The sequence below is a fragment of the Curtobacterium sp. L3-7 genome (genome assembly GCF_048756585.1).
Lineage (GTDB): Bacteria > Actinomycetota > Actinomycetes > Actinomycetales > Microbacteriaceae > Curtobacterium.
Map to the genome: position 1 here is coordinate 401,686 of NZ_CP151474.1, position 22,610 is coordinate 424,295.

Genomic DNA, 22,610 nt, shown 5'->3' on the forward strand with positions numbered 1-22,610 from the left:
GGCCGTGAGTCAGCCCGGCAGGTCGGCCGGGGTCGCCTCGTGGTGGCGGCGGCCGGAGGTGCGCCGGTCCTCCTTCATGCCCGCCTCGAACAGGTGGCGGCGGCCGCCGACGAGTTCGTCCCGCGCGGTGCGTTCGAGCTCCTTGGCGAGGGCGTAGTACCCGTCGTCGTAGTCCTCGACGACCTGGAACGTCCACCGTCCTGCGATGACGTTCCGACCGACGAGCTCCGTGTCGATACGGTCCGCCAGGTCGGTGTGCCCGGCGTTCCTGAGCTGTTCGACGGCCTCGCCGAGGTCGAGGTCCGCGCTGCCCGTCAGCCGGTGGAACCCGTAGAGCAGCCCGCGTGCGTGCTCGATCGTCTCGAGCGCTGCCGAGAGGGTCCCGAGTGCCTCGACCGTCGCTTCCGACACCCCGTCGGGTACCTGGTGCTGGTCGTCCGGGCCCTGTTCGTCCTCATTCATGCCTTCCCGTGTACACGGGCTCGCCCGCACGGTCGCCGAGACTCGGCGCTGGGCGCTCCATGAGGCGCCATGAGCCACCGAGCAGGGGCGCGAGCGTGACCACGGTGTAGATGCACGCGACGACGCCGAACGTCGTGGAGACGCCGATGCCGTCCGCGGCGACCCCGGCGAGCAGACCACCGAGCGGGATCCCCGCCCAGGACCCCGCGCCGAGCAACCCGAAGACCCTGGCGCGCATGTGCACCGGGATCCGCTCGAGCTCGACGGCGCCGAGGATCGGGTTGAGCGCCCCGGCCGCGAGGCCGGACAGGGCGGCAGCTCCGAGGACCCACGGCAGCCCCAGACCGAGCGCTGGGGCGAGCAACGACGGGCCGCCCGCGAGCACGAAGCACACCACGAACGTGATGCGCCGCGGGACCCGGTGCGCGACGTACCCGAACACCAGCGAGCCGAGGAACGCCGCCCCACCGAACGTCCCCGTGACGAAGCCGAGCGACTGCGCACCGCCGAGTCGTTCGTCCGCGTAGAGCGGCAGCAGGGTCGTGGACCGCGCCGCGTCGAGCAGGTTCGTGACGAGCACCAGCGCGATGATCAGCCGGAAGAAGGGGTCCCGCACGCAGAACCGGAAGCCCTCGGCGATGTCACGCCAGTAGCCGGCCGACTCCGGTGCCACGGCCGCGACGTCGGCGACCGGTGTCGGGGCCTCCCGCACCACGAGCGCCGTCAGCAGTGCGGCGGCGCCGAACACGAGTGCCGTGCAGGCGAGCGCCGGCATCGGGCCGAGTGCCGCGACCAAGACCCCACCGACGGGTGCGCCGACCAGCACGGACAGACGCGCAGAGGCCTCGAAGTGCCCGACGGCCCGTTCGAGCGACACACCCGCCGCCGTCGCGAGCCCCGGGAGGAGCACCCGCCGGGCCGACTCCCCCGGCATGTCGAAGAGCCCGCTGACGAACACCAGCGCCAGCAGGGCCCAGAACGGCAGTCCGACGGTCCAGGCGAGCACCGGCATGGCGAGGAGTGTCGCACCGCTGATGACGTCCGACCAGGCACTCGACCGGACGAACCCCACGCGCTCGACCAGCGCGCCGCCGAACGGCCCCCCGAGCACGATCGGGACGGTCGCCATGAACGCGGTGATCCCGACGTCCGTCGCCGACCCACCTCGCGCCAGCACGGCGAACGGCACGGCCACCGTGGTGACGACGTTGCCCACGCGCGAGACGACCTGGACGGCGAGGAGTGCCCGGAGCCGTCCGCGCGGGCTCAGATGCGCGGCCATCGGTACGCCTGCTGCAGCACGAAGACCTGTTCAGAGCCGTCGTCCGCGGTGTGGTCTGCGCTGACGGGCAGCCAGCGCTCGACGACGTCGCGGAGCTCGGCGCCGAACCGCTCGAGCTCCGGCGCGGTGAGCCGGAGGACACGGTCGGCACTCATCGCCGCAGCCACCCACTCGCGCTCCATGCCCGGTGCCCGGTCGACGAAAGCCTCGTAGTTCGCGGCGTAGACCCGGGCGACGGCACGGTCCAGCGCGCTGGCCGCCATCAACTGGTCCGGGTCGTCCATCGCGTCGGCGAGGTACCAGGACGACGAGGTGTGGGACGCTCGCCACCAGCGCTCGCGGCGATCGGTCCCCTGGCCCTCAGCGGGCTCGATGAACCCGGCACCGGCCAGGCGTGTGCAGTGGTAGCTGATCGTGCCGGGAGCCTCGTCGATGAGGTCGCCCAGCATCGCGGCCGTCTGCGGACCGTTCGCCCGCAGGAGCCCGAGGATGCGCAGCCGGGTGGGGTGCGCCAGAGCCCGCATGTGTGCCGGGTCGTCGATGCGTCCGTCGTCCATGCGGCCCAGCGTAGATCCGCAAGGACTGTTGTGCAAGAGTTCTTGTGGACTTGGCGTGACGTCATCCGCGCAACGCCGTGCTGTTGCACGCCGTCGAGACGCGACCTAGCATTCGAACACACGTTCGAACGAGGGAGGACTCGATGATCGTCATCGATGCGGCCACGACGGTCTGGTGGGCGGACGGTGCGCCGGTCCGTCTCGTCTGGCAGGGGCGGCGCTGGCGGGTGACCGACCACCCGACGCGGCTCACCGTCACACCGGCCGCGCTGCCGACCGCGATCACGCACGCCCCCGAACGCACGGTCGGGTGGCGCTTCCAGGTCACGGCCGAGGACGGCGAGACGCTCGTCGTCGACATCGTGCCCGACGGCTCCGCCTGGACCGTCGCGCGGACCTGGAACTGACCCCGGGCTCCGGGTACGGTCGCGACATGAGCAGGTGGATCGCGCTGCTGCGCGGCGTGAACGTCAACGGGATCACGATCCGGTCCGCCGAGCTGCGGTCCCTGTTCGAGTCGCGCGGGTACCGGGACGTCCGCACCGTCCTCGCCTCGGGCAACGTCGTGTTCGACGCGGACGCCGGTGCCGCCGAGCTCAAGCGGGACGTCGAACAGGCACTCCGTGACCGGTTCGGCTACGACGCCTGGATCGTGCTCGTCCCGCACGACGGGCTGGCCGCCGTGGTCGACGGGTTCCCGTTCGAGAGCGCCGCGGACCGGCACGACTACGTCGTGTTCGGGTCGGACGACGCCGCACTCGACGACCTGCTCGCCGACCTCGAGCTGGACCCCGCGCTCGAACGGGCCGCCCGCGGGGACGGCGTCGTCTACTGGTCCTGCCCGAAGGGGTCGAGCACGGACACGCCCTTCGCGAAGCGAGCAGCGGCAGCCCGGTTCAAGCGGACGACGACGACCCGGAACGTGAACACGCTCCGGAAGCTGCTCTGATCGCGGGGCCGGCAGCCGTCCGGGTCAGGCGCTCGTCTCGTCCACCTCGTACTCCCGCTCGAGCGAGATCGTCGGGATCGATGCCGTGATGACGGAGCCGTCAGCGCGCAGGGTGCCCTGGATGTCACTGGTGGTCGGCGCGTGCCCGTCCATCCGCGGACCCTGGTGCGGCAGCGGCACGACCGTCGGTGCCTCCGCCGTGACGTCGAACGGCTGGTTGTGCACCCAGGCGGTGAAGCCGTCGCCGGTCTCGACCGTGAACGTCATGCGCTCCTGTTCGAGGTCGACGCGGATCCGGGAGCCCCGGACGGTGATCCGGTAGGTCAGGCGCTCCCACGACTTCGGCAGCCGCGGGTTGAACGTCATCTTCCCGCCGTGGTCCCGCATCCCGCCGAACCCGTTCACGAGCCCGCCCCAGATGCCACCCGTCGACGCGATGTGCACGCCGTCCGTGGTGTTGCCGTGCAGGTCGGCCAGGTCGACGTAGAGCGCCGTGTTGAAGTACTGCTCCGCGAGTTCGTGGTAGCCGACCTCGGCCGCCATGATCGACTGCACGACGGCCGACAGGGTGGAGTCGCCCGTCGTCAGCGCGTCGTAGTAGTCGAAGTCGCGGCGCTTCTCGGCCGGGGTGAACTCGTGGCCCTGCAGGAACAGCGCGAGGACGACGTCGGCCTGCTTGAGCACCTGGAAGCGGTAGATGACCAGCGGGTGGTAGTGCAGCAGGAGCGGACGCTTGGACTCCGGCGTGTTCTCGAGGTCCCAGAGCTCCTTGTCGAGGAACTGGGCGTCCTGCGGGTGGATCCCCCGGTGCGGGTCGAACGGGATCTCCATCGACTCGGCGGCGCGCTCCCAGTCCACGATCTCGGACTCGTCGAGCCCGGTCCGCCTGACCATCCGGGCGTACTCCTCGGGATCGTCGACCGCGAGCTCACGGCACGCGTTGACCGCGAACCACAGGTTCGCCCTGGCCATCACGTTCGTGTACATGTTGTCGTCGACGACGGTCGTGTACTCGTCCGGGCCGGTGACCCCGTCGATGTGGAACTTCTGGTCGCCGTTCGAACGCCAGAACCCCAGGTCCTCCCACAGACGAGCGGTCTCGACGAGGATGTCGATCGCGCCGCGCTTCAGGAACTCCCGGTCACCGGATGCCCGCACGTACTGCATGAGGGCATGCGCGATGTCGGCATCGATGTGGTACTGCGCGGTGCCGGCGGCGTAGTACGCGCTCGACTCCTCGCCGTTGATCGTCCGCCACGGGAAGAGCGCGCCGTGCTGGTTGAGCTCGCGCGCACGGGAGCGCGCGGAGTCGAGCATGTTGTAGCGGAAGCGCAGGGCGTTCCTGGCGACGATCGGCGCCGTGTACGACAGGAACGGCAGGACGTAGATCTCCATGTCCCAGAAGTAGTGGCCGCCGTAGCCGGACCCGGTGACGCCCTTCGCCGCGATGCCGTGCCCGTCGGTGCGTGCGGTGGCCTGCGCGAGCATGAAGAGGTTCCAGCGGACGGCCTGCTGGATCTCCGGCTGCCCCGCGATCTCGACGTCGCTGCGCTCCCAGTAGTCGTCCATCCACGTGCGCTGCTTGGCGAACGTCTCCTCGACCGTCTCGGCGTGTGCACGGTCCAGCGTGCGGTCGCACCGATCGGCGAGTTCGCGCGCCGGCACCCCGCGGGACGTGTGGTAGACCACGTTCTTGGTCAGGCGGATCGGCTGCCCGGCCTTCGCCTGGACCCGGTAGATGTGCTTGGCGAGGTCGTCCTCGATCGACGACGACTCGTCCCAGGTGTTGTCCGTCTCGAGCCGGTGCTCGACGCCGACGCAGATCGTCATGCCCGAGCTGGCGGCCTGGTACCCGAGCAACGACCGGGTGCCGGAGTTGCGCTTGATCTTCGGCTCGAGGACCCGCTCGGTGAACGCCTCGGCCTTGCGCGGGTCGAACGCGGTCGCCGCCGCACGCATCCCCGCGTGGTACTCGTCGACGACGTCCTGCCGGTTCAGGATCTGGCTCGACAGCAGCACCGAGGCGTCCGCGTCGAGCATCGTGACCTCGTAGTCGATGACGGCGAGGTGTCGGTCCGTGAACGAGACGAGCCGACGCGAGCGGATGAGCACGCGCTTGCCCGACGGCGTCGACCACTCCGTCTCGCGCAGCAGGTACCCGCCGCGGAAGTCCAGCCTGCGGGTGTGCCGCAGGATGTCCGCTTCGGCCAGTACCAGCGGCTCGTCGTCGACGTAGAGCCGGATCACCTTGGCGTCGGGCGCGTTGATGATCGTCTGCCCGGTCTTGGCGAAGCCGAACGCGTCCTCGGCGTGCCGGATCGGCCACGTCTCGTGGAACCCGTTGATGTACGTGCCGTACTGCACGCCGCCGCGGCCCTCGTCGAGGTTGCCGCGGAGGCCGAGGTAGCCGTTGCCGACCGCGAAGTTCGTCTCCGCGACACCCTGCTCGTCGGGGGCGTACTCCGTCTCGACGAGCGCCCACTCGTCGACGGGGTAGCGCACTCGATCGAGGGGATCCGAGGTGATGGGGTTCATGGGTGCTCCGTGGGAAGGGAGGTGGTCGGGGACGTCCTGGAGGCACGGATCGCGCCGTGCAGGCCGCCTACGTCGTCTGCGTGGCCGGCTGGGGCAGTTCGGCGATGAGGTCGGCGAGGTCCGTCACGACGACGTCTGCACCGTTCGCGAGCAGCTCGTCGGCGCCCGCTCCACGGTCGACGCCGATGACGAGCCCGAAGGCGCCGTTCCGTCCGGCCGCCACACCACTCGTGGCGTCCTCCACCACGACGCACTCGGCCGCCCTCAGTCCGAACCGGCTCGCCGCGTCGAGGTAGGTGTCCGGAGCGGGTTTGCCGGGGAGGCCGTCCTCGCGGGCGACGAGCCCGTCGACGATGACCGGGAACCGTTCGAGGATGCCGGCCGTCCGGAGGACCTCCACCGCGTTCGCCGAGCTCGACACCACCGCGACCGACAGCCCGGCGTCGATGGCCGCGACGAGGAACCGCAGCGAGCCCGGGTAGGGCTCGACGCCGTGCTCGTGCAGCTCCGCGGTGAACTCGGCGTTCTTCCGGTTGCCGAGCCCGCACACGGTGTCCTGGTCGGGGGCGTCGTCGGGGGTGCCCTGCGGCAGCTCGATGCCGCGGGAGTCGAGCAGTGATCGGACTCCGTCGTACCGGGGCTTGCCATCGATGTACGCGAAGTAGTCCTGCTCCGTGTACGGGTCGACGCCGTGCGCGGCGAGGTAGGGCGTGAAGAGCCGGCTCCAGGCGCGCATGTGCACGTCGGCCGTCGGCGTCAGCACCCCGTCGAGATCGAAGAGGAGGGCTCGGGTGTCAGCGAGGCGCGCAGGGGTCCGCCGGTCCGACGACGTCATGGACAACCTTCCAGGGGGTGGTGTCGTACGAGTGCTGCGCCCGAGTCTAGGACCGCTCCAGTCCCCTCGTTCGACCGACCCACCAGGTACGGTCGTGGCATGCCGGGAACACCAGCGGGGATCCGAGTCCGCGCCGTCGCCGTCGCCGTGCGGGACCGCGAGGTGCTCGTCGTCCTCCGACACCGCGACGACCGGTCGTACGCCGTGCTTCCCGGGGGCGGCCTCGAGGCGGGCGAGACCCCGCAACAGGCGTGCGTGCGGGAGCTCCGCGAGGAGACCGGACTCGTGGGCATCGCCGAGGCGTTGTTGCCCGTCGGGCTCGATCGCGATGCCCCTGCGCTGTACTTCCGGGTCAGCGTCGAGGACGGGACGCGGCGGATGCCCGACACCGCACCGGAGGCACGGCGCGCGACCGACGAGAACCGGTACGACCCCGCGTGGGTGCCGGTCGACGACCTCGACCGCATCGGTCTCCGCCCGGACCGCGCCCGCCGGGCCGTGGAGCTCGCGCTCAGCGAGCCGCGCTGACCGCGACGTCGAGCTGGTCGAGCACCGCATCGAGGCCCTGGTCAGGACCACCGACCCACGTGAGGTGTCTACGGGTGGCGAGGAATGCCTCCAGTTCGACCAGGACGTCCGCCATCATGTCGCCGCCCAGATCACCGTGGATCACCGGACCCGATGCGGCACGCGCCGTGAAGCGGCGGTCCGCTTCGGCGGCGTCGAGGCGGAGTGCGCACTCGACGAACCCCGCACCCTCGTCGGCGGCGAGCGCCGCGAGCTCGTCGATGAACGCGTCGGCCCTGGCGTACTGCGGCACGATCACGTCACGGCCGGAGCCGAGGTGCGCGCGCATCGCGGCCATGGCCATCGCGCGGGCGGCGTTCCCGGCCGGGCGGAGCTGCACGTCCCACCCGCCGATCATCGCGCGCAGCACGTCGATGTCGAACGCGACGGGCATCGACGGAGCGTGCCGCTCGGCCCATGCACGAGCGGTGGTGGACTTCCCGCTCGCCGGGATGCCGTTCAGGTGGACGAGGACGGGCCGCGGCATCAGCTGAGTCCGGCCGAGCGGAGCTCCTCGGTCCAGCGCTCGATCGCCGTGCTGATCTGGTCGCGGGCATCGGCGCGGGAGATGGTCGCGGTGCGGTCCCCCGGCTGCGCACCGTACGCCCCGAAGTCGGCGTGGTTCGAGCCCTGGATCTCGGTCATCGTCGCGTCCGCGGGCAGCAGGTGCCGCGCGGCGTCGATCTTCGCCGGCGTCGACAGGCCGTCGCGCGACCCGGAGACGCTCAGCACGTCGAGGCCGGTGTCCGACAAGTCGTTCGCGCAGTAGCTCCCGAGCAGCAGGAGGCCACTGACCCCGGGGTCGTCGGCGAGCTGGCACGCCCGGACCCCGCCGAGCGAGTGGCCGCCGACCGCCCAGGTCCTGACCTCGGGTGCGTGCGACTCGAACGTGGCGAGCGGTCGGGTGTCGAACAACGCCAGGTGCAGCGTCGGCTTCGTGATCACGACCGTCGTGCCGCTCGCGACCACCTGCCGGAACGTCGCCATGTACGCGTACGGGTCGACCTTCGCGCCCGGGATGAACACGACCCCGACGCCGTTCGCGGACCCGGTCGGCGTCATCACGACGGCGTCGCCCGCGTCCCGCACGGTGACGCGGTCGTCCCGCCAGACCTGCAGCGCAGCGGACCGGGTGCCCTGCATGACGATGTTCGCCCACACCAGGAAGACGACCACGACGACGAGCAGCACCGCCACGATCCAGGCGGTCCAGCGCAGTGCTCGGTTCATCAGGTGTCCTCCGGTCGTCGTGCGGTGACGGTCAGCCAGCGTTCCTCGGCCCCCGGCGCGGTCGTCTCGCGGACGACGACGTCGGTCCACCCGGTCTCGGTCACCGCCGACGCGAGTTCGTCCTCGGTCCAGTAGGTGAAGTGCCTGGGGCGGTCGAGCTTCCGCGTGCTCCAGTCGTCACCGTCGCCGCGCTTCACGGTGGCGGCGAGGACTCCGCCGGGGACGACGGCCACGAGCGCACGACGGAGCACGCCGGGGAGTTCCGCGCGCCGGACGTGGAGCAGCACCGCGTTCGCGAACACGGCGTCGTACCCGCTGCCGAACACCCCGGTGCGGACGTCGAGCACCCGGGCGGCGTGCCCGTCGGCGCGGAGCCGCTCGACGAACGAGCGGGCGCCGTCGGTCCGGTCGACGCGGAGCCCGGCGGCTTCGAGGGCGAGTGCGTCCCGCCCGGGGCCGGAGCCGAGTTCGAGGACGCGTGCACCAGGCGTCACGAGCGTCAGCAGGTCGTCGACGAGGCCGGCGCGGTGCCCGTCGGTCCGCTCGGCGTACAGTCCGGCCGCCCGCTCGTACGTGTCGAGCGTGCGGTCGGCGGTGAGGTCCCGGCGCATGACGACCTCGTGCCGGCCATCGGGGAGCCGGTCGCCGAGGACATCGGCGACCACGAAGCCGTTGCGCTCGTAGGTGCGGCGGGCGGTGTCGTTGTCGGGCATCACCGAGAGCTCCAGCTCGGTCGTGCCCGCCGCAGCGGCCCACCGCGCGATCGCCTCGATGAGCAGTCCGGCGACACCCCGGCCGCGGACCGCGGGGTCGACCCACATCGAGATGAGCTCGGCGCGGTCGTCGTCGGTCGGAGCGCCGCTGGCCATGCCGACGGCGCGGTCGCCCTCGACGGCGAGCAGGTCGAGCGCTCCGGGGATCGACAGGCGTGTCCGCCACCGGTCCTCTGGCGCGTCCACCCAGTCGGCGAGGCGCGACCCGAACGCGTCCGGCGCATCGGTGAGCGCCGCCAGTCGGACGGGTCGCCAGTCCCGCCAGTCGTCGGCGGTCACCGCGCGGAGCTCGATCGTCACGCCCCGACGCTACCGCTCCGCGCGGCGGCGCTCACGTTCGTCCCGGCCCGGGACCACGCTCCGTGACAGCCGGGGGGGTTCCCGGATCCGCCCGTGACGAATCCGGTTCCCGATCCCCGAGGTTCGGGAACCGGATTCGTCATCGTCGAGAACGAAAACCCGGTCACCGCGACGAACTGCACCGGTCCGGGCCGCGATGAACGGCTGTCCCGCGGAGCGGTCAGAGCGCGCGCGACCAGGCGACCTCTCGCGCGAGCTGGCCGGTCGCGCGGAACAACGACACCTGGATCGTCCCCGCCAGCAGGACGGCGAGCTCCGAGCGGTCGGCCGGCGCGAACCCGAGGCCCTGCCAGAAGGGGCCCGACCGGCGACTGAACAGCCACGCCCGATCTGCGCCGGCAGCGGCGGCCGCGTCGAGCGCGAACCGCGCGAGCCGGGTACCGGTACCGGAGCCGCGGAACGCCGGGCCGACGGCGACGCTGCGGAGGAGGGCGTGCCTCCCGTCCGTGCTGCACTCGAACCCGGTGGAGCCGACGACCGCGCCGGACTCGTCGCGGACGAACCACAGGCGGACCGCCGGGTCGTCGAGGCCGGCGACCGTCAGGTCGCACTCGGCGAGGAAGCCGCGCACGTCCGCGACGTCAGCGGGACTGACGGGAAGCGGTTCGTGCACGGCTCCGAGCCTAGGCGAGCTCTACGCGGTGATGGCGGCGCGGATCTCGGCGGCGGCGGCACCGACGTCGGACGCGCTGTAGATCGCGCTGCCGGCGACGGCGACCGTCGCACCGGATGCCTGGACGTCCCCGACGGACGCGGCCGTGACGCCACCGGCGACCGAGAACGGGACGCCGGAGGCCTTGCCGTCGTCGAGGAGCGTGGAGAACGTGAAGCCCTCCTCGGCCTGCTCGTCGAGGCCGGCGTGCATCTCGACGAACTCCGCGCCGAGCGCGATGACCTCGCGGGCACGTGCTGCCTTGTCGGCGACACCGATGAGATCGACGACGACGCCCTTGCCGTGCTGCTTCGCCGCCGTGACGGCGCCGGCGATCGTGCTGTCACCGGCGACGCCGAGCACGGTCACCAGGTCGGCACCGGCTTCGAACGCGATCCCGGCCTCGAGCTCGCCCGCGTCCATCGTCTTGAGGTCGGCGAACACGGTCTTGTCCGGGTGCGCCTGCTTGATCGCGGTGATCGCGGAGAGCCCGGCGCTCTTGATGAGCGGGGTGCCGAGCTCGAGGATGTCGACGTGCGGTGCTGCCGCTCCGGCGAGCTCGAGGGCGGCTTCGGTGGTCAGGGTGTCCATGGCGAACTGGAGCTGCATGGTGTTGCCTTTCATTCGAGGTTGGCGTGTCGGGGCCAGAGGTCGTCGGCGGACTGCCCGCCGCGGGCCCAGAGCGTGTGGAAGAGCGCGTCGCCGAGGAGGGCGACGGCCTGTTCGAACAGCCCACCGGCGTACTGCGCGGACGCGGTGCCGGAGCGGTCGGTCTTCGTCGCAGCGGGGAGCACGACGGTCGTCGCCGCGACGGACGACAGCGGGGAGTCCGACGTCGTGGAGACCGCCACCACCGATGCGCCGACGGATGCTGCGGTGCGTGCCGCCTGCACGATCCCGGTCGTCGTGCCGGAACCGCTCGCGACGACCAGCAGGTCGCCGGGGCCGATCGCCGGGGTGGTCACCTCGCCGACGACGTGGACGTCGAGCCCGAGGTGCATCAGGCGCATCGCGGTCATCCGGAGTGCGAGCCCGGACCGACCGGCGCCGTGCACGAACACCCGCCTGGCGTCCTCGACGAGCGTGACGAACTGCGCGGTCGCCTCGGGGTCGATCCGCGGCGCGAGGTCGTCGAGCTCACGGAGGACGAGCCCGAAGGACTCGGGGACGGAGGGTTCCTGCATGCCGACGAGCCTGTCGTGCGGCGGCCGATCCCACCGCTCCCCGACACGGCGGGAGTCCCACCCGATCGGGTGGCCCCGTCCTCTCGGGTGGGACCGGTACGTTCGGCCGCGTGGACGAGACGGATCAGGACGGCACGGAGGCTCGGCTCGGCCCCGCCAGTCGGCTGGCGGCTGCGGAGCACGCCAGGACCGTCGCCGAACAGGCCGACCGGCACGCGCTCACGCTGGAGTCCGTGCTCGCCGTGCTCCGGTCCCCGCGGGTGGGCGACGCCGCTGCCCGGTCAGAGGCCGTCGAGATCGCCTCGGCTGCGCTCGTCGAGCTCCGGACGCTGACCGACCGGCAGCGGAGCACGCTGCTCGAACCCGTCACGGGCGCGTTCTCACGGCTGCGCGCCGACCTGCGTCCCCTCGTCCGGTTCGGCGACCTCGACGTGCAGTTCGTCGAACCGCCGGCGACCGGCCGCGCCCTGCCCGGCGACGTCGCCCACGCGGCCCGCGCCATCGTCCGCACCGCCGTGCTCGCACTCGTCGACGCCGGTGAGGCCCACCGCGTCCGGATCCAGTGGGACTGCGACGGCCGGAACCTCCTCATGCAGCTCCGTGACGACGGCGCGGGCACCCTGGACGCGCACGACGACACCATGCGGCCGATCGCCGAACGGGTCGTGGCGCTCGACGGGCGACTCGCGGTCGAGTCGACGCCGGCGTGGGGGTCCGTCCTGGACATCTCGCTGCCGCTCGACCCGGCGCCCGGCACGGTCGAGGTCGCCGACGACACCGACCTGACCCCGCGCGAGCGGGACGTGCTGCGGCTCGTCGCGACGGGGGTCGGCAACCAGGAGATCGCCGAGGGCCTCGGCATCAGCGTGAACACGGTGAAGTACCACGTCGCGAACCTGCTCAGGAAGCACGGCGCGAGGACCCGGGCGGAGCTGGCAGCGGCCAGGTCCTAGGGGGTGAAGCGGTACCCCATGCCCGACTCGGTGACGATGTAGCGCGGGGACGACGGGTCCGGCTCGAGCTTCCGCCGCAGCTGCGCGACGTAGAGCCGGAGGTACCCGGAGTCGTTGCCGTGCGACGGTCCCCACACCTCGGTGAGCAGCATCTCCCGCGTCATCAGCCGGTCCGGGTTGGCGATCAGGACCTCGAGCAACCGCCACTCGGTCGGGGTCAGGCGGATCGCAGGGCCCCCCGCCGGCAGGACCTGCTTCGCGACGAGGTCCACCACGAGGCTCCCGATCCGCACCGTCGGACTCGTGTCGGTCGCCGCGGCGGCGGCCGCCTGCCGCCGCCCGAGCGCCCGGAGCCTGGCGAGCAGTTCGTCCATCTGGAACGGCTTCGTCACGTAGTCGTCCGCGCCGGCGTCGAGCGCGTCGACCTTGTCAGCGGAGTCCGTCCGCCCGGACAACACCAGCACCGGCACCTGCGACCAGGAGCGGATGCCCTCGAGCACGCCGATCCCGTCGAGCCGCGGCATGCCGAGGTCGAGCATCACGAGGTCCGGCCGCTCGGTGATCACCGCGTCGATCGCGGCGCGGCCGTCCCGGGCGGTGACGACGTCGTACCCGCGCGCCGTCAGCGTCACGCCGAGGGCACGGACGAGCTGCGGGTCGTCGTCCGCGACGAGGACCTTCATCGTGCCTCCACCCCGACGTGCCCGGCGATCGGGAGCCGCACCACCATCGTCAGGCCGCCGCCGGGGGTGTCGTCGGCCTCGATCGTCCCACCCATCCCCTCGGTGAACCCCCGCGCCAGGGCGAGCCCGAGTCCGAGCCCCGTGTCGTTGTCGGTGTCCCCGAGCCGCTGGAACGGCTGGAACACGTCGTCGCGCTGCGCCTCGGGGATCCCGGGTCCGTGGTCGGCGACGCGGAGCTCCACCGACCCGCTGAACGCACTCGCCGCCACCCGCACCGTCGTCCCCGCCGGGCTGTGCCGCACCGCGTTCGCGAGCAGGTTCACGACGACGCGCTGCAGCAGCACCGGGTCGGCGAGCACCGGTGGCAGGTCGCCGGGCAGGTCGAGGTCGACGTCGTCCGGCCCGAGCTCCAGCTCGTCGAGTGCCGGCGCGACCACGGTCTCCAACGGGAGGGCGACGGGGGTGACCGCGAGCACCCCCGCCTGCACCCGCGAGACGTCGAGCAGGTCGCCCAACAGCACCGCGAGCTGGCCGAGGCTCTCGTCGGCGGTGGCGAGCAGTGCCTCCCGGTCGGCGTCGGAGAGCCGGATGTCGCTGGCACGGAGCGTCTGCACACTCGCGCTGGCGGCCGCGATCGGCCGCCGGACGTCGTGGCCGACGGCCGCGAGGATCGCGCTCCTGACCCGGTCAGCCGCGGCGATGCGTTCCGCGTCGACCGCGGTCCTGGTCAGCTCGCGGTGCTCCAGCGCCGCGTCGATCTGCTGCTCCACCACCCGCAGCAACCGGCGCTGGGTCGGGTCGTCCGGTGCGCCGGCGAACTCCAGGACCGCACCGGAGGGGAGGCTGGTGGTGGCATCAGGCACGTCGCCGAACGTCCCCGACGTGGCCGGCACCATGTCCCCCTGGCGGACACGCAGACCGGTGTAGCCGAACGCCTCGCGGGTCCGCTCGACGAGGGCCTGGAGCGCGTCGTCACCGCGGAGCACGCTGCCGGCGATGCCGATGAGCAGCCCGGACTCGGCCGCGGCACGGCGGGCCGTCCGCGAGCGTCGGGCCGAACGGTCGACGACGAAGCTGACGAGCACGGCGCTGATCACGTACATCACGAGGGCGACGAGGTGCCAGGGCTGCTGCACGGTGACGCGGTACAGCGGCTGGACGAAGAAGTAGTCGAGGCTCAACCCGGACAGCACCGCGGCGAACACGGCGGGCCACATCCCGCCGACGAGCGCCACGACGAGCACGAGCAGCTGGTACGCGAGGACGTCCACGGTGATCGCGTCGGGGGTCTTGCCGAACGACAGCAGCCAGGTCAGCAGCGGTCCGACGACGAGGGCGAGGCCGAACGCGCTGAGCACACGGCCACGGGACAGGCTGCCCCCGAGCCGCGGGAGCGCGAAGCCACCGCCGGCACGTTCGTGGGTGACCACGTGCACGTCGATGTCGCCGGACTCGCGGATGACGGTGTTGCCGATGCCGGGGCCGGTGAGCGCGGCGGCCGCCCGCGTGCGCCGGCTGACCCCGATGACGATCTGTGTGGCGTCGATCGACCGCGCGAAACGGACGAGCGTCGTTGGCACGTCGTCGCCCACCACCTGGTGGTACGTCCCACCGAGCTGCTCGAGCAGTGCGCGCTGCGCACCGAGCGCGCCAGGGTGCCGTTCGCGCAGCCCGTCGTTCGTGGTGACGTGCACGGCCGCGAGTTCACCGCCGGAGGACCTGGCGGCGATCCGGGCCCCGCGACGGAGGAGCGTCTCGCCCTCCGGACCGCCGGTGAGGGCGACGAGGACGCGCTCTCGCGCCTCCCACCGGTGCTCGATGCCGTGCTCGGCCCGGTAGCGCTTCAGGGCGTCGTCGACCTCGTCCGCGAGCCACAGCAGGGCGATCTCGCGGAGCGCGGTGAGGTTGCCGAGGCGGAAGTAGTTCGACAGTGCGGCGTCGATCCTGGCGGCCGGGTACACGAGGCCCTCGGAGAGCCGCTCGCGCAGCGCCTGCGGCGACAGGTCGACGACCTCGATCTGGTCCGCTGCCCGGACGACCGCGTCGGGGACGGTCTCGCGCTGGACGGTCCCGGTGATCTCGTGCACGACGTCGCCGAGGGACTGCATGTGCTGCACGTTCACCGTCGAGACCACGTCGATGCCCGCCGCCAGCAGGGCTTCGACGTCCTGCCACCGCTTGTCGTGCCGGCCGCCCGGTGCGTTCGTGTGCGCGAGCTCGTCGACCAGCGCGACGTCGGGGTGCCGGGCGATCACGGCGTCGAGGTCCATCTCGTCCAGCTCCACGTCGCGGTGCCGTTCGACCCGGCGGGGGACGACCTCGAGCCCCTCGACGAGGGCGGCCGTGGCGGCGCGGCCGTGGGTCTCCACGACGGCGACGACCACGTCACGGCCCTCGTCGCGGAGCCGGCGTCCCTCCTCGAGCATCGTGAAGGTCTTCCCGACGCCGGGTGCGGCCCCGAGCAGCACCCGCAGCTTGCCTCGCTTCACGCGCCCATCCTCGCATCAGCCGAGCGTCGCGAGGGCGAGGTTCAGCTGCAGGACGTCCACCGCCGGTGCACCGAGGACGCCGAGCTCGCGGGCCTCCGTGTGCTGGTGCACCAACGCGCGCACGTCGGCGATCGACAGTCCACGAGCCGATGCCACGCGCTGCACCTGCTGGAGCGCGTACTCCGGGCTGATGTCCGGGTCGAGGCCGGAGCCCGACGCCGTCACCGCGTCCGCGGGGACGTCTGAAGCGGGCACCCCGTCCGCCTCCGCCACGGCCGCGCGACGCGACTCGATGGCCTTCTTCAAGTCGGGGTTCGACGGCCCGAGGTTCGACCCGGACGAGGCGTTCGCGTCGTACCCCTTGTCCCCGGCGGCGGACGGTCGCGACTGGAACCAGCGGTCGGCCTGCTTCCCGGTGAAGGACTGGCCGATGAGCGACGACCCGACGGGCTTGCCGTCCTGGGACACGATCGAGCCGTTCGCCTGGTCGTGGAAGGCGGCCTGGCCGACGCCCCAGACGGCGAGCGGGTAGGCGACGCCGAGCACCACGGTGGCGAGGAGGGTGAGCCGGACGGCGACGCCGAGCGAGCGGAGGGATGAGCGAGATGTGGTTGCCATGACTAGAACCCCGGGAGGAGACCAACGACGAGGTCGATCAGTTTGATGCCGATGAAGGGGACGATCACGCCGCCGACCCCGTAGAGGAGCAGGTTGCGGCCGAGGATCGACGACGCCGACGCCGCGCGGTACTTGACGCCGCGCAGGGACAGCGGGATGAGCGCCACGATGACGAGCGCGTTGAAGATCACGGCCGACAGGATCGCGGACGACGGGCTGTGCAGCCCCATGACGTTGAGCGCCGCCAGCCCGGGGAACGCCAGCTGGAACATCGCCGGGATGATCGCGAAGTACTTCGCGACGTCGTTGGCGATCGAGAACGTGGTGAGCGCCCCACGGGTGATGAGCAGCTGCTTGCCGATCCGGACGACGTCGATGAGCTTGGTCGGGTCCGAGTCGAGGTCGACCATGTTGCCGGCCTCCTTCGCCGCGGTCGTCCCGGTGTTCATCGCGACGCCGACGTCCGCCTGCGCCAGCGCCGGGGCGTCGTTCGTGCCGTCGCCCGTCATCGCGACGAGGTTCCCGCCGTCCTGCTCCCGCTTGATGAGCGCGAGCTTGTCCTCCGGCGTGGCCTCGGCCAGGAAGTCGTCCACACCGGCCTCGGCCGCGATGGCCTTCGCCGTCCGCGGGTTGTCCCCCGTGATCATCACGGTGCGGATGCCCATGCTCCGCAGCTCGCCGAACCGCTCGCTGAGCCCGTCCTTGACGACGTCCTTGAGGTGCACGACGCCGAGCAGCGACACGACGCCGTCGGCCGAGCGACGCCCGACGACGAGCGGTGTCCCGCCCTGGTCGGAGATCTCCGCGCCGGTCGCGTCGATCGCCGCAACGACCCCGGCGTCGGGGGTTCCGGCCCAGCCGAGGACTGCCGCAGCAGCGCCCTTCCGGACGGACGACCCGTCCGGCAGGTCCATGCCGGACATCCGGGTCTGTGCGGTGAACGGCACCTCGACGGCCCCGTCCGACGCGTCCACGACGACCCCGGCCTGCGCGGCGAGCTCCACGATCGAGCGGCCCTCTGGCGTGCCGTCCGCGGCACTCGAGCGCGCGGCGGCCTCCATCAGCTCCGCCTCGGTGACGCCGGGCACCGGGACGACCCGCGACGCCCGACGGTTCCCGTACGTGATCGTGCCGGTCTTGTCGAGGAGCAGCGTCGTGATGTCCCCGGCCGCCTCGACCGCACGGCCGGACATCGCGAGGACGTTGTGCTGCACGAGCCGGTCCATGCCCGCGATGCCGATCGCCGAGAGCAGCGCGCCGATCGTCGTCGGGATGAGGCACACGAGCAGGGCGATGAGCACCGGGACGCTGACGTCGGCGCCGACGAGGCCCGCGATGGGCTGCATCGTCAGGCAGACGATGACGAAGACGATCGACAGCGACGCGAGCAGGATGTTCAGCGCGATCTCGTTCGGCGTCTTCTGGCGCGCGGCTCCCTCGACCAACCGGATCATCCGGTCGATGAAGGTCTCACCCGGCGTCGAGGTGATGCGCACGACGATCCGGTCGGACAGCACCGTGGTGCCGCCGGTGACGGCGCTGCGGTCACCACCGGACTCCCGGATCACCGGTGCGGACTCACCCGTGACGGCCGACTCGTCGACCGACGCGATCCCGTCGACCACGTCGCCGTCGCCGGGGATCACCTCGCCCGCGACCACGACGACCACGTCCCCCTTCGCGAGGTCGACGGATGCGATCTCCTCCGTGTCCGCGGCGAGCGCCGACGGGGCGGACGTGTCGTACCCGAGGACGCGGCGGGCCGTGGTGGTCGAGCGCGTCTTCCGCAGCGCCTCCGCCTGTGCCTTGCCGCGCCCCTCGGCGACGGACTCCGCCAGGTTCGCGAACACGACGGTCAGCCAGAGCCAGACCGCGATGGCGATCGTGAACGCGGACGGCTCGACGACGGCCGCCGCCGTGGTGAGGGCTGCGCCCACCTCCACGATGAACATGACGGGGTTCCGCCACATGAGCCGCGGATCGAGCTTCCGGAGTGCGCCCGGGAGGCCCGACACCAGTTGCCTGGGTCCGAATGCGGACCGGCGCGTGGCCGGTCCCGAGGTGGTGTGCGACTCCGGTACGGAGGTCACGGATGTCATGACAGTCCTTCTGCGAGGGGACCCAGTGCGAGCACCGGGAAGTAGGTGAGTGCGGTGACGATGACGGCGACGCCGCCGAGCAGGCCGATGAAGAGCGGCCGGTGGGTGGGGAGCGTGCCGGCGGTCGCCGGGACCTTCTCCTGGGACGCGAGCGAGCCGGCGAGCGCCAGGACGAAGGCGATCGGCACGAAGCGGCCGAGCAGCATCGCGACGCCGAGAGCGGTGTTCATCCAGGTGGTGTTCGCGGTGAACGCGCCGAACGCCGAGCCGTTGTTGTTGCCGGCGCTCGTGAACGCGTAGAGCAGCTCGGACAGCCCGTGGTTGCCGGGGTTGAACAGCGAGGTGCCGATCGTCTGTTCGCGGACGCCGGGGATGACGAGCGAGAGCCCGGTCCCGAGGAGCACGACCGTCGGCGTGACGAGGATGTACAGCGCGGCGTAGGTCATCTCGCGGGCGCGGATCTTCTTGCCGAGGTACTCCGGCGTCCGCCCGACGAGCAGCCCGCCGATGAACACCGTGATCACGGCGAGCACGAGCATGCCGTAGAGACCGGACCCGACGCCGCCCGGGGTGACCTCGCCGAGCATCATGTTGACGAGCGCCATCAGCCCGCCGACCGGGGTGAAGCTGTCGAACATGCCGTTCACCGCCCCGGTCGAGGTGGCCGTCGACGTCGTGCCGAAGAGCGTCGTGCCGAGGATCCCGAACCGGACCTCCTTGCCCTCCATCGCAGCGCCTGCCGCCTGCGTGGCCGATCCGCCGCCGGCGAGCTCGGCGATGGACATCACCGCGAGCGAGACGAGGAACAGGACGCCCATCACGACGAGGATCGCGCGGCCCTGGCGACGGTCGCCGACCATCGTGCCGAAGGTCCGGGGCAGGCTGAACGGGATGACGAGCATCAGGAAGACCTCGACGAGGTTCGTCCACGCGTTCGGGTTCTCGAACGGGTGGGCCGAGTTCGCGTTGAAGTAGCCGCCGCCGTTCGTGCCGAGGAGCTTGATCGCCTCCTGCGACGCGACGAACCCGTCCGGGATGTGCTGCGTCCCGCCGACGAGCGTCGTGACGTCGGTGCCGCTCCCCCACGACTGGATGACGCCACCCGCCACGAGCACGATCGCGAACACGAAGGACAGCGGCAGGAGCAGCCGGCCGGTCCCCCGGACGACGTCCACCCAGACGTTGCCGATCGTTCCCGAGCGTCGGCGGGCGAAGCCGCGGACGAGGGCCACCGCGACGGCGAGACCGACTGCTGCCGACAGGAAGTTCTGCACCGCGAGGCCGGCCATCTGGACCGAGTAGCCGAGCGTTGCCTCCGGCGAGTACGACTGCCAGTTCGTGTTCGTGACGAACGACACCGCGGTGTTGAAGGACAGCGCCCATCCGACGTTCGGCAGCCCGAGCGAACCCGGCAGCACCGACTGGATGCGCTGCAGGACGATGATGACGACGATCCCGACGGCGCTGAACAGCAGCACGCCGCGCAGGTACGCGCGGGACGACTGCTCGGCGTCCGGGTCGACCCCGATCACCCGGTACACGAGTCGTTCGACCCGGCCGTGGTGGGTGGACGTGAAGACCCGCGCCATCCAGTCACCGAGCGGGCGGTGGCAGACGGCGAGCAGCAGGACGAGCACGGCGACCTGGGCGATGCCCGCCCAGGTCGTTGCCGCGCTGCCCATCAGAACTGTTCTGGACGCACGAGCGCCCAGACGAGGTAGACGACCGCGGCGATGCCGAGGACGGCGGCGGCGATGGTGATGCCGAGCACGAGGACTCCTGGAGATCTGGAGGTCCGCGACCGGTGCCGTGGACCGCACCGTGTGTGGTGCCGGATCCGATGCTGGATCCGGAACCGGGCCTCCAGGCCGTTCCTAACGCGCTCCTAACGGCCCGCGGCGCGACGCATGCGCCCCGCTAACGCTTGCCACCCGTCGCGACCAACTGATATGTTGGTGGTGACGGTTCCCGCCAAGGCTCGAACGCTCGCGTTTCCTCAAATCGGCGGGACTGCTCCGTCCGGTGCTGGCTCACCAGCACCGGACGGATCGTCACCCGCTCATGCTGTTTCCTGCGCTGTAGTTGCTGCCGGCTCGCCCGAGATCGAACGAATCGACGATCTCGAAGGCACCCGCATGACATCGTTCACCGCGCACCTCTCCCCATGGCGGACGGCGCAGTTCCGTCGAGCACTTCGAACCTTCGGTCTCCCGTTCACCAACCGCGACGTCGACCGTCTGCACGAGTTCGACAGCGCGCTCCGCGTCGCCCTGCTCGTACGGATCGAGCGGATTGAGCTCGCGCTCCGGGGCGGTATGGCGATCACGTGCGCAGAGAAGTTCGGGCCGTCCTGGCACGTCGACCCGCGAGCATTCCGACCCGGTGCCGACCTCGATGCACTCCGCGCACAGTTCAGCAGCGCCCTCGACCGGAGTACCGACCCGGCCACTCGTCGGATCTCGGCGGGGCGCGATCTCGATCAGGTCGCGTTCGGAATGATCGCCGAGCAACTGAGTCTCGGCGCGATCTCACGCATTGCCGGGCTTCTCGACGCGCACGTCGCACGGGAGCTCGCGCAGACGTTCCGTCTCCCGGCGCCGACCCTGCGCGGAACGCTGCAACCCGTCACGCATGTCCGCAACTGCTGCGCACACCACTCTCGGATCTGGGGCACCCAGCTCGGGGTACCGACACCGAAGTACCGCTCACCTCCGTCGCTCATCGAACCCTTGAGCAGAACGCTCCCGAGATCGCCGTACCGGTCGCTCGTGATCATCAGCCACATGGCCGAGAGTGTGCGCAGCGATCCGGTCCGAACCCTCGAACTCGACCAGCTCCTCACCGAGCACCGTGATCTCCTCATCGGCCTCGGCGCATCAGCGTCGTGAACCACTCGCGACATCGGCGCCACGACAGCTAGCGGACAGCGTCCCGCAATCGACCCGCCAGCGCGCTGCTCGCCGCCCGGAGCGCTCGCGGGCCCTCGATGGAGAAGCCCGCGTCGAAGCCGGCGAACCGAGCGGCCAAGGCCGTCCACGACCACGAGCCGATCGTCAGCCGGCACCGGTCGCCATCGAGCTCCTCGAGCACCGCGTCCGCGTCGAGGTAGGGCGCGATCGACCCCGCCGGCACCGCGAGGACAGCTGTGCCGGTGCACGGCCACTCGTCCGCCCCGGTGGAGCCCTTCGCCCTCGCCGCGAGGAAGCCCGCCGCATCTCCGCCCGGGACGGGTCGCGGCGTGAACCGGACGCCCGTCGGGGTCCGCGGGTGCATCCGGTCGATGCGGTAGGTGCGCCAGTCGTCCCGCTCCGGCACCCACGCCAGCAGGTACCACCGGCCGTTCCTGGCGACCACGGCGTGCGGCTCGACCCGTCGCGGCGGGCGGTCGTGCAGGTCGCCGCCCCACGCGGAGTCGTAGTCGAAGCGGAGCACCTGCCGCGTGCGCACGGCGTCGGAGACCGCGACGAGCACCTCGGGGTCGACCGTCGTCGTGCCGGGGGTCATCACCACGTCCACGGCGTCGATCCGGTGCCGCAGGCGCGAGGGCATCACCTGCCGGACGGCCCCCAGTGCCCGCGCTGCGGCCTCGGCGATGTCTGCGCCGGACGCCGGTGCGACGGCGAGTGCGAGGGCGATCGCCACGGCCTGCTCGTCGTCGAACAGCAGCGGCGGGAGTTCCGATCCGGCGGACAGCCGGTAGCCGCCGGCCGGCCCGCGGAGCGCCTCGACCCGGTAGCCGAGCTCCCGGAGCCGATCGACGTCACGACGGACGGTTCGCGGGCTGACCTCGAGCCGTTCGGCCAGGACGTCACCCGGCCAGTCCCGGTGCACCTGCAGCAGGGAGAGAAGCGCGAGCATGCGCGAGGACGGTCCGGACACGCGTCCAGTATCCGTCGAGAAGCGGACATGACCTGACCGCATTGCCGAGCAGACTCACTCCCATGACGATCACGACCACTCCGCACCTCAACTTCGACGGCAACGCCCGCGAGGCCCTCGACTTCTACGCGAAGGCCCTCGGCACCGAGCCGGCGACCATGACCTACGGCGCGATGGGCGCCACCGACGACCCGGCGTGGGCCGACCGGATCGTCTGGGGCCAGGTCCAGACGGCGAGCGGCATCCGCGTGATGGCGTTCGACGTGTGGCCCGGGCAGCGCTACGACCAGGGCACGAACGCCTTCTACGTGTACCTGAGCGGCACGGACGCGGACGAGATCACCGCCGCGTGGGAGGGGCTCTCCGACGGCGCCGAGATCCGGCAGCCGTTCGGTCCCGCCGCGTGGTCGCCCCTCGCCGGGCAGCTCCGCGACAAGTTCGGCGTGATCTGGGCCCTCGACGTGGTCCAGGAGTCCGCCGAGCACTGAGCGACGCCTGCGTCG

24 protein-coding genes are annotated in these 22,610 nt (G+C 71.6%); 6 read left to right on the top strand and 18 right to left on the bottom strand.

Translation table 11 applies throughout. From position 1 onward, the window contains the following. Positions 1–9: 9 nt before the first annotated feature. The 3 genes from AAEP80_RS01935 to AAEP80_RS01945 are packed head-to-tail and all read right to left on the bottom strand — an operon-like array spanning position 10 to position 2,301. Positions 10–462 carry a hypothetical protein gene (locus AAEP80_RS01935; protein WP_420365739.1) on the bottom strand — a complete coding sequence of 151 codons (453 nt, stop codon included), beginning with the start codon at positions 460–462 and terminating at the stop codon, positions 10–12. Further along, positions 455–1,744, bottom strand: coding sequence for an MFS transporter (locus AAEP80_RS01940; protein WP_420365740.1), 1,290 nt, complete (start codon positions 1,742–1,744; stop codon positions 455–457). The genes AAEP80_RS01935 and AAEP80_RS01940 overlap by 8 nt, the downstream gene beginning before the upstream one ends. Beyond that, complete coding sequence (locus AAEP80_RS01945; protein ID WP_420365741.1) at positions 1,729–2,301, bottom strand: helix-turn-helix domain-containing protein; 573 nt, start codon at positions 2,299–2,301, stop codon at positions 1,729–1,731. Before AAEP80_RS01945 ends, AAEP80_RS01940 begins: the two co-directional genes overlap by 16 nt. 143 nt (positions 2,302–2,444) lie before the next feature. Between AAEP80_RS01945 and AAEP80_RS01950 the strand changes: the two genes are divergently transcribed. Next, positions 2,445–2,708: a hypothetical protein gene (locus AAEP80_RS01950; RefSeq protein WP_281266100.1), complete on the top strand. Its 264-nt coding sequence runs from the start codon at positions 2,445–2,447 to the stop codon at positions 2,706–2,708. Between the two features lie 26 nt (positions 2,709–2,734). Then, positions 2,735–3,250: a DUF1697 domain-containing protein gene (locus AAEP80_RS01955; RefSeq protein ID WP_420365742.1), complete on the top strand. Its 516-nt coding sequence runs from the start codon at positions 2,735–2,737 to the stop codon at positions 3,248–3,250. A 24-nt stretch (positions 3,251–3,274) separates the two neighbouring features. On the opposite strand, the gene AAEP80_RS01960 is transcribed toward AAEP80_RS01955, so the two are convergent. Continuing rightward, entirely contained in the window at positions 3,275–5,785 is a 2,511-nt protein-coding gene (locus AAEP80_RS01960) for a glycoside hydrolase family 65 protein (RefSeq protein WP_420365743.1), read from the bottom strand. 67 nt (positions 5,786–5,852) lie between these two features. Beyond that, positions 5,853–6,620, bottom strand: a complete 768-nt coding sequence (locus AAEP80_RS01965; RefSeq protein WP_402727331.1) for an HAD family hydrolase — start codon at positions 6,618–6,620, stop codon at positions 5,853–5,855. A 99-nt stretch (positions 6,621–6,719) separates the two neighbouring features. Here AAEP80_RS01965 and AAEP80_RS01970 point away from each other — a divergent pair, with 99 nt between their 5' ends. Continuing rightward, complete coding sequence (locus AAEP80_RS01970) at positions 6,720–7,148, top strand: NUDIX domain-containing protein (protein WP_420365744.1); 429 nt, start codon at positions 6,720–6,722, stop codon at positions 7,146–7,148. On the opposite strand, the gene AAEP80_RS01975 is transcribed toward AAEP80_RS01970, so the two are convergent. From AAEP80_RS01975 to hxlB, 6 genes are all read right to left on the bottom strand, one after another. Next, on the bottom strand, positions 7,132–7,674 hold the full coding sequence (locus tag AAEP80_RS01975; protein WP_420365745.1) for an AAA family ATPase: 543 nt from the start codon (positions 7,672–7,674) through the stop codon (positions 7,132–7,134). The two genes, AAEP80_RS01970 and AAEP80_RS01975, sit on opposite strands and share 17 nt — an antisense overlap. Then, positions 7,674–8,417 (bottom strand): alpha/beta hydrolase, encoded by a 744-nt coding sequence (locus AAEP80_RS01980; RefSeq protein WP_420365746.1) that lies wholly within the window; start codon positions 8,415–8,417, stop codon positions 7,674–7,676. The genes AAEP80_RS01975 and AAEP80_RS01980 overlap by 1 nt, the downstream gene beginning before the upstream one ends. Continuing rightward, on the bottom strand, positions 8,417–9,490 hold the full coding sequence (locus tag AAEP80_RS01985) for a GNAT family N-acetyltransferase (protein ID WP_420365747.1): 1,074 nt from the start codon (positions 9,488–9,490) through the stop codon (positions 8,417–8,419). Before AAEP80_RS01985 ends, AAEP80_RS01980 begins: the two co-directional genes overlap by 1 nt. A 220-nt stretch (positions 9,491–9,710) precedes the next feature. Further along, entirely contained in the window at positions 9,711–10,163 is a 453-nt protein-coding gene (locus tag AAEP80_RS01990; protein ID WP_420365748.1) for a GNAT family N-acetyltransferase, read from the bottom strand. A 21-nt stretch (positions 10,164–10,184) separates the two neighbouring features. Beyond that, positions 10,185–10,811 carry a 3-hexulose-6-phosphate synthase gene (gene hxlA / locus AAEP80_RS01995; RefSeq protein WP_413600631.1) on the bottom strand — a complete coding sequence of 209 codons (627 nt, stop codon included), beginning with the start codon at positions 10,809–10,811 and terminating at the stop codon, positions 10,185–10,187. A gap of 11 nt (positions 10,812–10,822) precedes the next feature. Beyond that, positions 10,823–11,386 carry a 6-phospho-3-hexuloisomerase gene (hxlB, locus tag AAEP80_RS02000; protein ID WP_420365749.1) on the bottom strand — a complete coding sequence of 188 codons (564 nt, stop codon included), beginning with the start codon at positions 11,384–11,386 and terminating at the stop codon, positions 10,823–10,825. Between the two features lie 110 nt (positions 11,387–11,496). On the opposite strand from hxlB, the gene AAEP80_RS02005 reads away from it, so the two are divergent. Next, entirely contained in the window at positions 11,497–12,339 is an 843-nt protein-coding gene (locus tag AAEP80_RS02005) for a helix-turn-helix transcriptional regulator (RefSeq protein ID WP_420365750.1), read from the top strand. On the opposite strand, the gene AAEP80_RS02010 is transcribed toward AAEP80_RS02005, so the two are convergent. Genes AAEP80_RS02010 through AAEP80_RS02035 form a run of 6 tightly spaced genes read right to left on the bottom strand, consistent with a single transcriptional unit; the run spans position 12,336 to position 19,999 of the window. Continuing rightward, positions 12,336–13,022: a response regulator gene (locus AAEP80_RS02010; protein WP_420365751.1), complete on the bottom strand. Its 687-nt coding sequence runs from the start codon at positions 13,020–13,022 to the stop codon at positions 12,336–12,338. The two genes, AAEP80_RS02005 and AAEP80_RS02010, sit on opposite strands and share 4 nt — an antisense overlap. Then, positions 13,019–15,511, bottom strand: coding sequence for an ATP-binding protein (locus tag AAEP80_RS02015; RefSeq protein ID WP_402727340.1), 2,493 nt, complete (start codon positions 15,509–15,511; stop codon positions 13,019–13,021). Before AAEP80_RS02015 ends, AAEP80_RS02010 begins: the two co-directional genes overlap by 4 nt. A gap of 15 nt (positions 15,512–15,526) precedes the next feature. Next, positions 15,527–16,129 carry a potassium-transporting ATPase subunit KdpC gene (gene kdpC, locus AAEP80_RS02020; RefSeq protein WP_420365752.1) on the bottom strand — a complete coding sequence of 201 codons (603 nt, stop codon included), beginning with the start codon at positions 16,127–16,129 and terminating at the stop codon, positions 15,527–15,529. Positions 16,130–16,131: 2 nt separating this feature from the next. Beyond that, entirely contained in the window at positions 16,132–18,228 is a 2,097-nt protein-coding gene (gene kdpB / locus AAEP80_RS02025; RefSeq protein ID WP_420365753.1) for a potassium-transporting ATPase subunit KdpB, read from the bottom strand. Then, a complete protein-coding gene (gene kdpA / locus AAEP80_RS02030) occupies positions 18,225–19,910 on the bottom strand; it encodes a potassium-transporting ATPase subunit KdpA (RefSeq protein WP_420365754.1) in 1,686 nt (561 codons plus the stop codon). Before kdpA ends, kdpB begins: the two co-directional genes overlap by 4 nt. After that, positions 19,910–19,999 carry a potassium-transporting ATPase subunit F gene (locus tag AAEP80_RS02035; RefSeq protein WP_281266117.1) on the bottom strand — a complete coding sequence of 30 codons (90 nt, stop codon included), beginning with the start codon at positions 19,997–19,999 and terminating at the stop codon, positions 19,910–19,912. Before AAEP80_RS02035 ends, kdpA begins: the two co-directional genes overlap by 1 nt. Before the next feature lie 364 nt (positions 20,000–20,363). Here AAEP80_RS02035 and AAEP80_RS02040 point away from each other — a divergent pair, with 364 nt between their 5' ends. After that, complete coding sequence (locus tag AAEP80_RS02040; RefSeq protein WP_420365755.1) at positions 20,364–21,116, top strand: Abi family protein; 753 nt, start codon at positions 20,364–20,366, stop codon at positions 21,114–21,116. Between the two features lie 28 nt (positions 21,117–21,144). Here AAEP80_RS02040 and AAEP80_RS02045 read toward each other — a convergent pair whose 3' ends face one another. Further along, complete coding sequence (locus AAEP80_RS02045) at positions 21,145–22,107, bottom strand: helix-turn-helix transcriptional regulator (protein ID WP_420365756.1); 963 nt, start codon at positions 22,105–22,107, stop codon at positions 21,145–21,147. A 62-nt stretch (positions 22,108–22,169) separates the two neighbouring features. Between AAEP80_RS02045 and AAEP80_RS02050 the strand changes: the two genes are divergently transcribed. After that, complete coding sequence (locus tag AAEP80_RS02050) at positions 22,170–22,595, top strand: VOC family protein (protein WP_420365757.1); 426 nt, start codon at positions 22,170–22,172, stop codon at positions 22,593–22,595. The last annotated feature ends 15 nt before the right edge of the window (positions 22,596–22,610 follow it).